Below are 14438 nucleotides of genomic sequence, written 5' to 3' on the forward strand. Positions count from 1 at the left end.
GAGACTATCAGGTTGTTCGTTACAGACAGGGATCGCTAATAATGTTGCTAATACGGGCGCAAAGTGCATCGCTGTACCAGCGACAAGGAGATAAGGCAGACCGCTACCCACAACGATACCCAGTAAGTATTTGCTCGGTACAGCACGGATGTTATCCATAGACTTTAGAACGAATGGTAGCAGCACAATGGCAGGGATAAGAAAGCGCGCTAACGCAATGTCGGCGGGTAGGAGGTTTGATATCGCGCCTCCGCGTAGTGAGAGAAAAAAGCCTGACCAAAGAAATAACGTTGTGATGATTGCGGCGTATCCAAGTGCCATAAGGCGTTCCGTGCGTTTGTAAATAATGTGTTAATTATCGAATGAAAGTGACGCTCAATGGTGGCAAAATATGACCGAATATAATTAGAACTTAGCGATTTTAATCTTAGAATGAATATTGTTTGGTGAAATTTGGCAGGGAGGGCGTAATGGATAAAATTGATCGACTGTTATTGGATTTGATCCAACAAGACGCCACAATGACGGCAAGCGAGCTCGCGGATAAGGTTGGGCTTTCTGCTTCGCCTTGCGCGCGAAGAATAAAACGCTTAGAGCAAGAGGGCGTGATCAGTGGTTACCGAGCAATGATTTCTCGCGAACAAGCAGGTATTGCGATGACAGTGTTCGTAGAAGTCAGTCTAAACAACCATCAAGCGACCTCTATTGATGATTTTGAGCAAGCGATTAGCGATATGGAAGAGGTGATTTCATGTCATGTAGTTTCTGGCGCTTATGATTACTTGTTAGAGGTCGTGAGTAAAGATCTCACTGGGTACGAAGCTTTCACGCGTAAACTACAACGACTTGAAAACGTCAAAGACATCCATACGCATCTGGCCATCCGCCAAGTGAAGGGTAATGGTAACCTGCCAATTTACTCATAAATACGGCGATTCACGGCTAACCCATACAAAGGTAAAAAGGCATTATGAAGTGGCTCGATAGATTACGCATCGCACACTATCACCGCAAAAGACACAAGCAGTTTGGCGACGACAAAGCCAGAACACTTGGTTGGCAAGACACTTTTAGCCAAATCACGCGCTTTGAAGCTCTATGCCGGGATCTAGAGTTAGATGGTAAAAGCGTTCTCGATATTGGTTGTGGTTATGGAGACTTATTGACCTTCATCGAACAAAAGGGCAGCAGCCCAAGCCTTTATGTTGGCATCGATCAGCAAAAACAGTTTGTCGCGGAGTCTCGCAAGCGCAGTTTCCGGACAAAGACTCAATTTATTCGTAGTGACTTTTCGAAATTGGTGTTGCCAAAGTCGGACTACGTGATTGCTTCGGGCTCATTGAATTACCAGTCCGCAAACCCGAATCATACAGTAGAGATGATAGAGAAGATGTATCATGCGGCGAACATCGCATGTACGTTTAATCTTCTGGATGAGGCCAAATTACCGAGCATGAGATTACTAGAATCTCATAACAAAGAGGGCGTGTTGCGTTACTGCAAATTGTTGAGTGAGAGGAGTTATCTCATCGAGGGATATTCCGACCACGATTTCACGGTGGTGATGCCTAAGCTGAACAAATAGCGCGCAATAAAAAACGGAGCCAGTTTCCTGCCTCCGTTTGCGTATTCTTTTAAGCCTTATTGGTATTTGTATTTTGAGATCTCACAGTTGCCTGTGTGTCTATCTACCTTGAATGAGAACGCGGCTGAATGGTATTCCCTCCCATCGCTCCAAATTGTTTCTCCAAAGATTTTACAAAGGTCCAAATCACTGATTGAACCAAACTCTTTAACGTGCCTAACTACTGACAAAAACTTGGCTCTGGTAGCATTAGGACAATCCCTGTTACTTAAACGATTGATAACCATTGGTTTAGCATCATCTCCAGCCAAATGTGACTTTATATTAAATTTTGTTAATGGGTAAATTACCCAAAAACTGGTCGCAAGTAAAGCGTTATTGTGACGTACATCTCTATTATTTGACCTGTTTGTCTATTAATTGCTCAATTTTAAAAAGGGAACAATCCCAATATGAACAGATTTAATCGGAAACATTTTTTGCGTAATTTATCACTTCGATTTCTTTACCGTATTGGTTAGCTAAGGTGAGATATTTACCCGCTAAAACGCGGAACTCTTCCTGCATCTCAAGGGTGTTGGTGAGATACCAGTTGGCGGAAATTTCATTCGATTTGGAGCCACCTTTCTGGCAGTAAAAAACAATACGTTTCCAATTCTCTGCGATGTTTTGTGAGTGGTGCATCAAGGCATTAATGGAACGCGACATCTCAATAAACTCTTGTTGTTGCTCTTTGGACTCCAACAATTGCTTTTTCAACATGGTTTTATTGGAAGGGGTTCGCCAAAGATTGGTGAGCTCATCAACTGAGAAGGTTTGCGAGAGCAACTGGTGCTCATTGTGCTCTCTCAACCTCTCATTAAACAAATTTGCATGCTCATTGTAGTTGGACTCTAAACGGTTGAATTGGGTAAGATTGTCATTCCACGATGCGTGATCACATTGAAGATTTGCCAAAGCGGGAAAAGGCAGGAGTAACAATATCCAACTGAACTTGTTCATCATTCTTTTCATGCTTACGGCTTTCAGGTTCATTGTTTTGCAATGAATGGTTTTACGATTATTGGTTTTGAAATTATTTGTTTTCACGTTAATTGGTTTCGCGTCAGCTATGCATCTTCTATCAGTATAGTTAGTGTGGAAGCGTCTACTGCATAAGGAACAAAAAAGGAATTGAACATGAAGAAAGCCCTGATAGCGTTGGCCATTTTGCTTCTATTAGGCGGAGCAGGGGCCGGGTATTACTTTTTCTTTATGCAAAAAGACGAGCCAGTGGTTGAGCAAAAGCCAGAGCCTGAGCAACCAAGCGAGCCAGAAGAAAAGCCAAAGCCGATCATGGATCTCGAAGCTCCAGCACCGGAAATCACCGAATACTACGTGACTGAGCGACGCATTAACGTGTACAACAAGCCGGAGCACCAAGCCTTAATCGTTGATACTCTCTACAAAGGTGAGAAAGTCTCTGTGCTTGAAAAAGCCGATGGTTGGTTCCGCCTATCAGATTACATCGTGTATGAAGAGGGTGGGGAAGAAACCGCTGAGTGGGTCGATTCAAAAGGCTTGTCTGATGCAGAGCCAGTTATCAAAGAACAAGAGCGTTTGGAAATCTTAGATGGCTACCTGCAAAAATCAGACGATTTAAAAACGCATTTGGACATGTTCCGCAACAAAACGCAGCAATTGCTTGATGATGAAACCTGTGACCCTAGTGATTTCGAAGAACTCGGTGGTTGGGTTCGCTCAGTTACCTATAAGAAGCGTAACGTGTACTTCATCTATTGTGGCGGGCTGGAACAAGAAAACAAAATCTACTTAGATGTGGATAAAGGCGAAATATTTTATCGATGAATATAGCCTCAACCCTTATGGCCATTGCTTTCCACGATTGAAAACAGAGATTTATAACTTTTTAGTTGTTAAGTATAAGCAATAGGAATACTATCTCCGAGCTGAGTTGAAGAACTCGGCTCGTTTTGTTTTAAGTGAGCTATCATGCCTTGGATTTACGTTAGAAAACTGTTTTTGTTGCTTCTTACAATGGCTTTGTCGCCAATGCAGGCGTCGGCTGCACAAACAGAACAAAAATCCTATTTGCCTCACTTTTCTAAACTGCAGCCATTTACGGCGAGCAGCTCTGCGTCGAACTCTCCGGTTGATTTCTCTGAACTGACGGAAGAAAGCACGCAGTCTCCAGTTTCTGAAGGGCATGCGCTTCAAGATTCACTGGCCATCTTTAATTCTCAGCGCTGGACATCGCATCTGCGTGAGAATATCGACGATGAACACATTGATTTCATTGGCGATTTAAATGCACCTTTCTACGCTGATGCTGGCTACGCTTATAGCCTAATGGACATCAGCTGGCGTCAAAACCAATCCGTATTTAATCACTTCGTTAGCGACCATCGTCTTTCCGGCTGGAAAGAAACCAATGCCATGTACGTCGCCCTCAATAGTCAGTTTTCTGCGTAAGCACCATCACTCTGCACATCTTGTGCGTTCTTAACACGACAACTCTTCGACAGAGCGATTGAAGCTCTGGGCATTCTGTACCTGCATTTTAGTCAGGTGAGCGTTTTGTCGTGTCTTGAATCCAATTATTGAAAACTTCACTGTTTAGTGAAGGGATGATGTTTACATGAAGAAAACACCAAAACCACAAAAAAACAGAAAAGTGCTGAATCATTACTCAGCATGGAAATACGTCGTACTTATCACGACCATTATCATTTTAACCTTAAGTGCTATTCCAACTTGGTTTGGTGAGCAGCCTTCTATTCAGGTGACGTTTGCTGACCAAAACAACAGCGCAATGTCTGTGGTTCAGTTAGACCAATTGCTGAAAACGCACCACATTCCTGCGTCTAAGATCATTGAGAAAGACGGCAAAACCACCATCGTTTTTGATGGTGAAGACGCACAAAGTAAAGCGCGTGCATTACTTAACGAACAACTAGACAAAGATGACAACATTACGTTCTCTTACGTTTCTGTTGCGCCTGAATGGTTGAATGAAATGGGCTTTAGCCCTATCAAACTTGGTCTCGACCTTCGCGGTGGTGTGCAGTTCCTACTGAACGTAGATGTGAACAAAGCTTTCGAAGAACAACGTGATGCATTAGTAGACGAGATCAAAGCAAGCCTTCGTGAAGATCGTGTTCGTGGCGTTCAAGTTCGTGCAGAAGCGCACAACCACATCGCAGTAAACAGCGAAAACGAAGCGGGCCTAAAAGCGGCGAGCCAGTTCATTCGTCAGAACTACCCAGGTTGGACAATGACAAGTTCAGACCGTGGTTTTGAACTTCAACCAAGTGAACAGAACATCCAAGAATTTCAAACCACGACACTTCAACAAAACTTGAAGATCATGCGTGGCCGTATCGAAGAGCTTGGTATTACTGAAGCGTTGGTTCAACGCCAAGGTAAAGAGAGCATTCGTATTGAGCTACCAGGTGTTCAAGACCCTGCTCAAGCCAAAAACGTTATCGGTGCAACAGCGAGCCTTGCGTTCTACGAAGTAAAAGACGCGGGCCAAGCACGTAGTAGCCAAGATCTCGTTCTGAAGGACAACGATGGTCGCACAGTAATCCTAACTAAACGTCCAGTACTAACGGGTGAGCACATCGTAAACGCACGTGCTGGTGTCGACAAAATGGGCATGTCTGAAGTAAACATCTCCCTAGACCACGCGGGTGGTAAGAAGATGAGTGACTTCTCTGCAACACACATCGGCAAACCAATGGCGACCGTATACCGCGAGTACAAAACTGACGAACGTGGTATGACAGAGCGTAGTGAGCGCGTCATCAGTGTTGCAACTATCCAGTCTCAACTTGGTAGCCAATTCCGCATCACAGGTGCGGGCAGCATGGATGAAGCACAGCAACTTGCATTGCTTCTACGCGCGGGTTCTCTAACTGCGCCAGTAACCATTGTTGAAGAACGCACAATCGGTGCTTCTCTAGGTGCAGAAAACATCCAAAACGGTTTTGCTGCTCTAGCATTGGGTATGGGTCTAACACTGACATTTATGGCACTTTGGTACCGTCGTCTTGGTTGGGTTGCGAACGTGGCTTTGTGTGCAAACATGCTTTGCTTGCTTGGTCTAATCGCACTGCTTCCTGGTGCCGTGCTAACGCTCCCTGGTATTGCCGGTTTGGTTCTAACTGTCGGTATGGCGGTAGATACCAACGTAATCATCTTCGAACGTATCAAAGATAAAATGCGTGAAGGTCGTAGTTTTGCACAAGCTATCGACTTAGGCTTCGACAGCGCGTTCGCTACTATCCTTGATGCCAACATCACAACCATGATCACTGCTGTGATTCTATACGCGATTGGTAACGGTCCAATCCAAGGCTTTGCACTAACGCTAGGATTGGGCCTGATGACCAGTATGTTTACTGGCGTATTCGCTTCTCGTGCAATGATCAATTTAATTTGGGGCCGCGATGGCCGTCGTGATGTGAGGGTTTAATCATGGTCGAAATGTTAAAACAAAATATCCGCAAGATTCGTTACTTCACGACTGTAGTATCGGTAATTCTAACAATTATTGCTCTGGTTGCTCTTGGTATGAAAGGGCTTAACCTAGGTCTAGACTTCACTGGCGGTATGGTTACTGAAGTGAAAGTCGATAAACAACTGACTAACCACGATCTGCTTAACGCACTTCAACCTAAGCTTGGTGAATCAACATCAGTAACACGCTCAGGTGAAGATGGCCGTTGGGTGATTCGCTACTCTGCGCCTGCAGAAGGTCAAACACTACCGAGCGTAGCTGATGTGCTTAAGCCTATTTCACACCAAGTGGATGTAGTGAGTAACAGCATCGTTGGTGCGCAAGTGGGTCAAGACCTGTTCGATCAAGGTGGTTTGGCACTATTAGTATCGGTACTAACGATTCTTGGTTACTTGTGTTTCCGCTTTGAATGGCGTCTGGCGAGTGGTTCTCTATTCGCATTAGCCCACGACGTTATCTTGGTATTAGGCTTCTTTGCGATTACACAAATGGAGTTCAACCTAACGGTGTTTGCAGCGATTCTGGCGATTCTTGGTTACTCGCTCAATGACTCGATCATCATCGCAGACCGAATTCGTGAATTGCTGGTGGCTAAGCAAAACTGGAAAACAGAGCAAATCAACGACGAAGCGGTATTGGCGACATTCTCTCGTACAATGGTGACATCAGGTACGACTCTGATCACTGTTGGGGCGTTGTGGATTATGGGCGGCTCGGCTCTGGCTGGCTTCTCAACAGCGATGTTTATTGGCGTACTTTCAGGTACGTGGTCATCCATCTCGATTGGTACGGTGCTTCCTGAATGGTTGAAGCTAGAACCAAAACACTACCTACCAGTAGAGATCGACACTGCACCATAATGCTTGGTGTTTAAGGTAAAAGTGCTTGCGCCACTCAATTTGAGTGGCGCTTTTTTATCTAGAGAAACGAGAAAAGAAATAGAAGAGGGGGGTTATTTCACGCGCATCAAGCGATGTTTGACTGCACCTAAATCAAACTCAATGATTTGCGAACGCTTCATTGAGTCAACTTTGGTAAGCATCGCCTCTTTATATCCTTTCTTTTTCATCCATTGTAATGGCTCAGAAAAACTGTCTTCATTGACGACATAAGACTCGCCTTTATGTTCGCCCGCGTAGACGTTGACAACCCACACTCGGGCCTGAAAATCCAACACTTCACCAATAGATTGCTTGAGCTTGTTTAAAATGTTCTTCATAACTTAGGCTTTTCTAACTCATTAATAGCCATACACCCACACCCATCATCAAGGTGCCAGCGATTCGGTTCATTAAGCGTACGTTTTTTGATTGCCCCAGTAAACGCTTCAATCCTTTGCCGCCCGTTGCGTAAAGAGACATACAAATGAACTCAAACATCAAAATAATAGAAACCAGTATGACAAGCTGAGGTGCAAGAGCAGCACTCTGATCGATAAAAGGAGGCAGAAGAGAGATCATAAACGCCCAGCCCTTCGGGTTCGCGATAGCGGTAACAAAGCCCTGCAAGACCAAATCCCAGTTGCCGCTGGTAGGGATATCAACGTTCTCAACATTGATCGCGAGTTTGCCTCTTGAGCGCAACATTTCGATACCCAAGTAGAGTAGGTAACCACCACCAATCAATTTAAGTGCGGTAAATAACCAAGGGTAGTTAAGCATAATGGCTGCGATACCGAGTACTGCTGCGACAGAAACGAGAGCAACACCAACTAATTCGCCTGCCATCATCCATAGGGTTCGTCGATATCCGACACTCATCCCTAGTGTTAGAGCAAGCGTCATGCACATCCCAGGCGTAATAGAGACAAAAAAGAAGGTGGGGATGAACATGGTTAACAAGGCTGTATTCATGAATATTGATGATTGTATAAGTAAACAACTAGGCCACAAAGATAGTGCAAAAGGAGAAGAGATGCCACCTCTAAACAATCTTGAACACGCCAGTATAGAGTTAACATTCAATTATTTAATAAAACTTAAATAGTAATTAAATGCATGCGACATATTAGTGCGACTTTGCACCAAAGAATGACATTTATAAATAAACGTGGCTGATTGGAATTAAGGTTAAAAGAATGTTTACTTGATATTTAATATTTTCACAATAAACAAATTTATCATCAAGTGACGTTTGTTTTAATAAATTAAATACTCAATAAAATGCTAACCAAATGATATATTTCATATTTATTAGTAAGTCGGTTAGAAGTATTGCTCTAATGATTTAATCGCAATTTATTACTTGATTGAAGAAGGATGATCTTAAACTCTTAGTTAATGTAACGCACATAAAAATGCGTGCAATTTACTGAATAAGCAGTGTTTTTTAAATTTAATAATGACCTTGTAGTTAAGGTTTTTTCTTTTAAAACATGGGTTTATGTTGAGTTAACGTTTTTATAACATTTCATTGCGAGTGAGATCTAAATCAATCTTATGCAAATGAATGAGTTTTTTATTTGAAATGTAATATTTCTAGGTTAACTTAAAATAAAAGGCAGCAGAGGATTTGTTGCCACAAGAATAAATTAACACGTCAGTTGGCGATACATTTCGCCAGTGTCTTAATTCGCTTTTTTAATGCCGTTAAGAATGGAGTCTTCAATGAAGAAAGTCGCTTTGATCACAGGATCAAAAGGCGGAATTGGTTCTGCTATTTCCTCTCAATTAGTGAATGATGGTTATCGAGTAATAGCTACTTATTATACTGGTAATTATGAATGTGCTTTGGAATGGTTTAATGAAAAAGGGTTTACGAAAGATCAGGTACGCCTTTTTGAATTGGATGTCACCAACACAGCGCAATGTGCTGAAAAATTAGCACTTTTGCTTGAGGAAGAGGGAACCGTTGATGTCGTGATCAACAATGCAGGTATCACACGTGATGGCGTGTTTAAAAAGATGACTGCACAAGCTTGGAACGATGTAATCAACACCAACCTCAACAGCTTATTCAATGTCACACAGCCTTTATTCGCAACGATGTGCGAAAAGGGTGGTGGTCGCATCATTAACATCTCTTCTGTAAATGGCCTTAAAGGTCAGTTCGGTCAAGCAAACTACTCAGCGGCTAAGGCTGGCATGATTGGTTTCTCTAAAGCATTGGCATACGAAGGTGCTCGTTCTGGCGTAACCGTGAACGTGATTGCTCCGGGATACACCGGCACGCCAATGGTTGAACAGATGAAGCCAGAAGTGCTTGAGTCTATTACCAACCAAATTCCAATGAAGCGTTTAGCTACGCCTGAAGAAATTGCAGCATCAGTAAGCTTCTTAGTGAGTGATGCCGGCGCGTACATCACTGGCGAGACATTGTCAGTGAACGGCGGCCTATACATGAGCTAAGGAGTGGGATGATGGAAAAAGTATTTATCGTTGCAGCGAAACGCACACCTATCGGTGCGTTTGGCGGAAGCTTAAAAAACACATCAGCAGGCGATCTAGCTGCGGTTGCGATCAAAGGTGCTCTTGAGGCCGCATCACTATCTGGCGAGAAAGTTGATGAGGTCATCGTTGGTAACGTGATTGCTGCAGGGCAAGGCATGGGTGTTGGGCGTCAAGCGGCATTGTTTGCTGGCATTCCAGAGTCAGTCCCTGCATACGGCGTCAACATGGTTTGTGGCAGTGGTATGAAAACTGTCATGGATGGCGTTTCTCATATTCGCAGTGGCGACGCAGAAATCGTTGTGGCCGCTGGTGTAGAAGTGATGTCACAAATCCCATTCATTGTGCCTAGCGTTGTACGTGATGGTAATAAGATGGGCAACATGGAGTTGAAAGATCTCCTTATTGCTGACGGTTTGACGGACGTTTATAACCAGTACCACATGGGCGTAACCGCAGAAAATGTGGCTAAGGAAGTGGGCTTATCGCGTCAACAACAAGACGAATACGCACTTTCAAGCCAACAGAAAGCCGTGGCTGCGATTGAAGCGGGTAAGTTCAAAGATGAAATTGTCCCAGTAGAAGTCAAGCAGCGCCGCGAAACCTTGGTATTTGACACGGATGAATATCCAAAAGCGAACGCGACGTTAGAAGGTTTGAGCAAGCTACGTCCTGCGTTTGACCGTGAAGGTACAGTAACCGCAGGTAATGCTTCAGGTATCAACGACGGTGCAAGTGCCATCATTTTAGCTTCAGAAAGCGCTGTTCAAGCGCATGGTCTAACGCCAATTGCTGAAGTGGTGAGCTACGCTCAATCCGGTTTGGATCCTAAGATTATGGGTCTTGGTCCTGTGGAATCAGTGAACAAGGCGCTGCAAAAAGCCGAGCTGAAAACCAGCGACATTGATGTTTATGAACTGAATGAAGCCTTTGCTGCGCAAGCACTAGGTGTGATTCATAAACTGGCAGAAACCAACCAAGTACCAGTGAGCTCAATTCAAGATAAAGCCAACTTTAATGGTGGTGCTATCGCATTGGGCCACCCACTCGGTGCATCGGGTAACCGCATTCTGGTTACGCTAGTACACGAACTTCACAAACAAGACGGTCAGTACGGTGTTGCTTCACTTTGTGTAGGCGGCGGTATGGGCACGGCTGTGGTTGTAAAAGCAGTTAAGTAGTTATTTAAACGGACATTTTTAATTCTTTCTCTAGGAGATAAACCATGTACACTGATTTCTTCAAAACTTTTAGCGATCAAACTGAAAAGAATCTAGAACCATACTTGAAGTTCAACAAGCTAGTGACAAAGAACGTGGAAGTTCTTACAGAGCTTCAACTGAACGCAATCCGCACTTACAGTGAAGTTGGCCTAAACCAGATGAAAGCAGCGTCTGAAATCAAAGACGTGACTTCTCTAACGGCTTTCAACAGCCAACAGCTAGCTGTTCTTACTAAGCTTTCTCAGCAAATGATGGACGACAGCAACAAGCTGCAATCTATCGCGAAAGAATTCAAAGAAGACGTTGAGCAAATGACTTCGGAAAACCTTAAGACTGTTACTCCTGCGTAATACGTCCGCTTATCGCCGCCCGAGATCTTGGGCGGCGTTGTTTTTTCCGAATACAGGAGTAAGACTATGTTTCAACACTTCTTTTCGGACTATCTTGTAAAGCTTCAGGAAACCAATCATCAGTGGTGGCATGATTTCGAAGTGAACAAGGCAGTCGTGAATTCTCCTTTGAATAAGGCCATGCAAGAAGTGAACTTCGAAGATACTGCCAAACTGTTCGAGCAAGCGGCAAACCAGCCAGCGGCGATTTTAAAGTTACAAGCCGAATGGTGGGAGCAACAGCTTCAAATATGGCAGAACGTGGCACTGGCGGGCAACCAAACACAAATCATCGAAGCCGAGAAGGGCGACAAGCGTTTCTCAAACGATGCTTGGCAACAAGAAGCCATGTACAGCTTCATCAAACAATCCTACTTATTGTTCAGCAAGACATACCTCGACACGCTCGATTCTATCGAAGGTCTTGATGAGAAGACGAAAGAACGTATTACTTTCTTTTCTCGCCAAGCTATCAATGCACTCTCTCCATCTAACTTCATTGCGACTAACCCAGAGCTGCTTAAACTCACTCTTGAGCAAAATGGTGAAAACCTGCTGAAGGGGCTGGAAAAGCTAAAAGAAGATGTTGAGTCGAGTGCCGATATTCTCAAAGTGCGCATGACCAACAATAATGCCTTCCGCGTGGGGGATGATGTTGCGACAACGCCGGGTGACGTGGTTTTCCAAAACGAACTGTTTGAGTTGATTCAATATCGTCCTTTGACAGAAAAAGTGAATGCAACGCCACTGCTGATCGTCCCGCCGTTTATCAATAAGTACTACATCCTTGATCTAACGGCGAAGAACTCTATGGTTCGTTGGTTGCTAGAGCAAGGCCACAGCGTATTTATGATGTCTTGGCGCAATCCGGGTAAAGAGCAGGCTCACGTTGAGTTTGGCGATTACGTAACGGAAGGCGTGGCGAAAGCGGTCACGGCAATTGAAGACATTACGGGTCAAGAGCAGATCAACGCAGCGGGTTATTGTATCGGTGGTACGGTTCTGGCGAGCACGGTCGCTTACTACGCGGCGAAGCGTATGAAGAAGCGCATTAAGTCGGCAACCTTCTTTACCACGCTACTGGACTTCTCTCAGCCGGGCGAAGTAGGGGCGTACATCAACGATACCATCATCAGTGCAATTGAAACGCAAAACAACGCGAAAGGTTACATGGATGGTCGCTCTCTTAGCGTGACGTTCAGTTTGCTGCGTGAGAACAGCTTATATTGGAACTACTACGTTGATAACTACCTCAAAGGCAACAGTCCTGTAGACTTCGACCTTCTTTATTGGAATAGCGATAGCACCAATGTGAGTGCAGCTTCCCACAACTTCTTATTGCGTGAACTCTATCTAGAGAACAAGCTTGTTCAAGACAAGGGCGTGAAGATCGGTGGCGTGTGGATCGACCTGAATAAGATTAAGATCCCGAGCTACTTTGTATCGACTAAAGAAGACCATATCGCATTGTGGCAAGGAACCTATCGTGGTGCACTCAATACTGGCGGCAACAAGACCTTTGTGTTGGGTGAGTCTGGCCACATCGCGGGTATCGTTAACCATCCTGCTAAAAACAAGTATGGCTACTGGTTAAATGACAACCTTGATGACTCGGCTGATGAATGGTTTAACAACGCTAATCACCAGGAAGGCTCTTGGTGGACGCATTGGCATCAATGGCTGTTGCAATTCAACCCAGAAGAGCAAGTGGAGCCGTTCCCAGTGGGTTCAGAGCAGAATCCTGTGATTGAAGACGCTCCTGGTCAGTACGTAAGACAAGTATTGCCAATCAAAGAGTCCTAAGCTGCTCCTCACAGCAGTCTCATTTGGCGGCCTACCATGGTCGCCTTTTTTGTTTCTGGCGTACCTCAAGGAAGCTGAAGAGGCTCAGTGAAGGAGTGAAGGAGTGAAGGAGTGAAGCACGGAAGCTTGAGTTGTGGTAATGAGAGTTTGAGTCGGTGGGAGGGGATTGAAAACAGAACTTCTTAGAGCATTGTCAGCGGAATTGAATTGTCAGAACCACAAAGAAAAAACGCCAAGCAAATGCTTGGCGTTTTCCGTCAACAAAATAGGCAAAAATGTCGACTGATTTGAGGCAGATTAAACCTCTTTATCCTTACCTAGTGAGAGTAGCCATAGAGAGACTGCTGCTACTCCGACAAAGCCGGAAAGAATAATGACTGGCATTGCACTGTACCCAAGGAAATGCCAGATAAAGGATTCAAGATTACTCATTGTCTTTGTTTCTCCTTATTGCCAGCCTTCAACGCCGTGCATGTCAGGCAGTTTGTGTGCGATACCTTTGTGACAGTCTACACACGTTTTCTCGCCTGAAGCCAGAGCGGTTGAGTGTTGTTCAGCTGCACGTTTACCCTGTTGAGAGTAATCCATGAAGTCGAACTCGTGACAGTTACGACACTCAAGTGAGTCGTTTTTCTTCATTCGTGCCCATTCACGTTCTGCCAAGTGCTCACGACGTGCTTGGAATTTCTCCGGCGTGTCGATCGTCTTCGTTACGAAGTGCGCAAATAGCTCTTTAGATGCCTGAACTTTACGAACGATTTTATCAGTCCATTCGTGTGGTACGTGACAGTCTGAACAGATCGCACGAACACCAGAGCGGTTCGAGTAGTGAATCGTTTCTTGAATTTCAGCAACGATTGGAGCGTGACAGCCAGAACAGAACTCTTCTGTGTTGGTCGCTTCCATACCCGTGTTGAACGCGCCCCAAAATAGAAGACCACCAGTAAAGCCTAAGAATAAAACGATACCAGCGGCAGCTTTACTCGGGCTCGACAGTCTCTTCCAAAACGCTTTAAGTATTTTCATAAGTAACCTCTTAGTACTCGCGTTTCAATTACTGAAGCGAATCGACTGCCTTAAACTCGTTTTCCACTAGTGGAGTAGCACTTGTTTGTGGAACGTGACATTGCAAACAGAAGTAACGACGTGGCGACATATCTGCCAGTACCGCGTCTTCACGGTTAACGTAGTGCGTTACACTGATTTTGGTAGCGCCTGCGTCTTTAGCATTTTTCCAGCTGTGACATGCTAGACATTTGTTTGCGTTCAAAGACACTTCGTAGTTACGGATGCTATGTGGGATCAGTGGCGGCTGATATACAAAGCTGTCTGCAACGATTTGGTCTTTTGGAAAGTCTTTGAAATCATCTGCAGGACGCGTGTCTTCAAGTTGTGCAGTACCACGTAGCGAGTCTAGACCGCCTGTGCCACCTGGATTGTCCAGCTCAGCTTGTGCAACGCCTGTCAACAAAGCACCTACAGATAAAAGTGCGATAAGGTATTTTTTCATCATTTCATCTCCGCCTTATG

At 44.6% G+C, this 14438-nt stretch carries 17 protein-coding genes and 1 pseudogene; 10 read left to right on the top strand and 8 right to left on the bottom strand.

Features of this window, described 5'->3' with window-relative positions; all coding sequences use genetic code 11:
• Positions 1-9: 9 nt before the first annotated feature.
• A pseudogene (locus H735_RS30425) lies at positions 10-321 on the bottom strand (EamA/RhaT family transporter); the annotation flags it as partial.
• Positions 322-470: 149 nt separating this feature from the next.
• Between H735_RS30425 and H735_RS23135 the strand changes: the two are divergent.
• Positions 471-926, top strand: coding sequence for an Lrp/AsnC family transcriptional regulator (locus H735_RS23135; RefSeq protein ID WP_020194126.1), 456 nt, complete (start codon positions 471-473; stop codon positions 924-926).
• A 44-nt stretch (positions 927-970) separates the two neighbouring features.
• Complete coding sequence (locus H735_RS23140) at positions 971-1585, top strand: class I SAM-dependent methyltransferase (RefSeq protein ID WP_020194127.1); 615 nt, start codon at positions 971-973, stop codon at positions 1583-1585.
• 56 nt (positions 1586-1641) lie between these two features.
• On the opposite strand, the gene H735_RS32040 is transcribed toward H735_RS23140, so the two are convergent.
• A complete protein-coding gene (locus H735_RS32040; protein ID WP_078609136.1) occupies positions 1642-1872 on the bottom strand; it encodes a hypothetical protein in 231 nt (76 codons plus the stop codon).
• Between the two features lie 175 nt (positions 1873-2047).
• Positions 2048-2599 carry an ATPase gene (locus H735_RS23145; RefSeq protein ID WP_227741521.1) on the bottom strand — a complete coding sequence of 184 codons (552 nt, stop codon included), beginning with the start codon at positions 2597-2599 and terminating at the stop codon, positions 2048-2050.
• 165 nt (positions 2600-2764) lie between these two features.
• On the opposite strand from H735_RS23145, the gene H735_RS23150 reads away from it, so the two are divergent.
• The 4 genes from H735_RS23150 (at position 2765) to secF (ending at position 6967) form a co-directional block, all read left to right on the top strand.
• Positions 2765-3433, top strand: coding sequence for an SH3 domain-containing protein (locus H735_RS23150; protein WP_020194129.1), 669 nt, complete (start codon positions 2765-2767; stop codon positions 3431-3433).
• A 144-nt stretch (positions 3434-3577) separates the two neighbouring features.
• A complete protein-coding gene (locus H735_RS23155; RefSeq protein ID WP_020194130.1) occupies positions 3578-4057 on the top strand; it encodes a hypothetical protein in 480 nt (159 codons plus the stop codon).
• 166 nt (positions 4058-4223) lie between these two features.
• Complete coding sequence (secD, locus tag H735_RS23160) at positions 4224-6062, top strand: protein translocase subunit SecD (protein ID WP_020194131.1); 1839 nt, start codon at positions 4224-4226, stop codon at positions 6060-6062.
• 2 nt (positions 6063-6064) lie between these two features.
• Positions 6065-6967 (top strand): protein translocase subunit SecF, encoded by a 903-nt coding sequence (gene secF, locus H735_RS23165; RefSeq protein ID WP_009704757.1) that lies wholly within the window; start codon positions 6065-6067, stop codon positions 6965-6967.
• A 92-nt stretch (positions 6968-7059) separates the two neighbouring features.
• On the opposite strand, the gene H735_RS23170 is transcribed toward secF, so the two are convergent.
• Together H735_RS23170 and H735_RS23175 are read right to left on the bottom strand one after the other, a co-directional pair.
• On the bottom strand, positions 7060-7326 hold the full coding sequence (locus tag H735_RS23170) for a hypothetical protein (protein ID WP_020194132.1): 267 nt from the start codon (positions 7324-7326) through the stop codon (positions 7060-7062).
• A gap of 13 nt (positions 7327-7339) precedes the next feature.
• On the bottom strand, positions 7340-7960 hold the full coding sequence (locus H735_RS23175) for a LysE family translocator (protein WP_042980463.1): 621 nt from the start codon (positions 7958-7960) through the stop codon (positions 7340-7342).
• A gap of 753 nt (positions 7961-8713) precedes the next feature.
• Here H735_RS23175 and H735_RS23180 point away from each other — a divergent pair.
• The 4 genes from H735_RS23180 (at position 8714) to phaC (ending at position 12908) form a co-directional block, all read left to right on the top strand.
• Positions 8714-9454, top strand: a complete 741-nt coding sequence (locus H735_RS23180) for an SDR family oxidoreductase (RefSeq protein WP_005435287.1) — start codon at positions 8714-8716, stop codon at positions 9452-9454.
• 11 nt (positions 9455-9465) lie between these two features.
• The gene (locus H735_RS23185) at positions 9466-10674 is read left to right on the top strand and encodes an acetyl-CoA C-acetyltransferase (protein WP_020194135.1); all 1209 of its coding nucleotides are present in this window, start codon (positions 9466-9468) and stop codon (positions 10672-10674) included.
• A gap of 44 nt (positions 10675-10718) precedes the next feature.
• A complete protein-coding gene (locus H735_RS23190) occupies positions 10719-11066 on the top strand; it encodes a phasin family protein (protein WP_005435289.1) in 348 nt (115 codons plus the stop codon).
• A 66-nt stretch (positions 11067-11132) separates the two neighbouring features.
• Positions 11133-12908 (top strand): class I poly(R)-hydroxyalkanoic acid synthase, encoded by a 1776-nt coding sequence (gene phaC, locus H735_RS23195; RefSeq protein ID WP_020194136.1) that lies wholly within the window; start codon positions 11133-11135, stop codon positions 12906-12908.
• A 297-nt stretch (positions 12909-13205) separates the two neighbouring features.
• Here phaC and H735_RS30435 read toward each other — a convergent pair whose 3' ends face one another.
• Genes H735_RS30435 through H735_RS23205 form a run of 3 tightly spaced genes read right to left on the bottom strand, consistent with a single transcriptional unit; the run spans position 13206 to position 14418 of the window.
• Entirely contained in the window at positions 13206-13340 is a 135-nt protein-coding gene (locus tag H735_RS30435; protein ID WP_009704753.1) for a TIGR02808 family protein, read from the bottom strand.
• Positions 13341-13355: 15 nt separating this feature from the next.
• Positions 13356-13934: a NapC/NirT family cytochrome c gene (locus H735_RS23200; RefSeq protein WP_005435291.1), complete on the bottom strand. Its 579-nt coding sequence runs from the start codon at positions 13932-13934 to the stop codon at positions 13356-13358.
• Between the two features lie 28 nt (positions 13935-13962).
• A complete protein-coding gene (locus H735_RS23205) occupies positions 13963-14418 on the bottom strand; it encodes a nitrate reductase cytochrome c-type subunit (RefSeq protein WP_033005082.1) in 456 nt (151 codons plus the stop codon).
• Positions 14419-14438 lie beyond the last annotated feature (20 nt).

Origin of the sequence: Vibrio owensii CAIM 1854 = LMG 25443 (genome assembly GCF_000817815.1) — a bacterium.
In the GTDB taxonomy this organism is placed as follows: domain Bacteria; phylum Pseudomonadota; class Gammaproteobacteria; order Enterobacterales; family Vibrionaceae; genus Vibrio; species Vibrio owensii.

Coding starts and splice junctions, on each gene's coding strand:
- H735_RS23150 (WP_020194129.1), top strand. CDS start 2,765: ATGAAGAAAGCCCTGATAGCGTTGGCCATTTTGCTTCTATTAGGCGGA.
- H735_RS32040 (WP_078609136.1), bottom strand. CDS start 1,872: ATGGTTATCAATCGTTTAAGTAACAGGGATTGTCCTAATGCTACCAGA.
- secD (WP_020194131.1), top strand. CDS start 4,224: ATGAAGAAAACACCAAAACCACAAAAAAACAGAAAAGTGCTGAATCAT.
- H735_RS23145 (WP_227741521.1), bottom strand. CDS start 2,599: ATGAAAAGAATGATGAACAAGTTCAGTTGGATATTGTTACTCCTGCCT.
- H735_RS23180 (WP_005435287.1), top strand. CDS start 8,714: ATGAAGAAAGTCGCTTTGATCACAGGATCAAAAGGCGGAATTGGTTCT.
- H735_RS23185 (WP_020194135.1), top strand. CDS start 9,466: ATGGAAAAAGTATTTATCGTTGCAGCGAAACGCACACCTATCGGTGCG.
- H735_RS23200 (WP_005435291.1), bottom strand. CDS start 13,934: ATGAAAATACTTAAAGCGTTTTGGAAGAGACTGTCGAGCCCGAGTAAA.
- H735_RS23135 (WP_020194126.1), top strand. CDS start 471: ATGGATAAAATTGATCGACTGTTATTGGATTTGATCCAACAAGACGCC.
- H735_RS23190 (WP_005435289.1), top strand. CDS start 10,719: ATGTACACTGATTTCTTCAAAACTTTTAGCGATCAAACTGAAAAGAAT.
- H735_RS23170 (WP_020194132.1), bottom strand. CDS start 7,326: ATGAAGAACATTTTAAACAAGCTCAAGCAATCTATTGGTGAAGTGTTG.
- secF (WP_009704757.1), top strand. CDS start 6,065: ATGGTCGAAATGTTAAAACAAAATATCCGCAAGATTCGTTACTTCACG.
- H735_RS23205 (WP_033005082.1), bottom strand. CDS start 14,418: ATGAAAAAATACCTTATCGCACTTTTATCTGTAGGTGCTTTGTTGACA.
- H735_RS23155 (WP_020194130.1), top strand. CDS start 3,578: ATGCCTTGGATTTACGTTAGAAAACTGTTTTTGTTGCTTCTTACAATG.
- phaC (WP_020194136.1), top strand. CDS start 11,133: ATGTTTCAACACTTCTTTTCGGACTATCTTGTAAAGCTTCAGGAAACC.
- H735_RS23140 (WP_020194127.1), top strand. CDS start 971: ATGAAGTGGCTCGATAGATTACGCATCGCACACTATCACCGCAAAAGA.
- H735_RS23175 (WP_042980463.1), bottom strand. CDS start 7,960: ATGAATACAGCCTTGTTAACCATGTTCATCCCCACCTTCTTTTTTGTC.
- H735_RS30435 (WP_009704753.1), bottom strand. CDS start 13,340: ATGAGTAATCTTGAATCCTTTATCTGGCATTTCCTTGGGTACAGTGCA.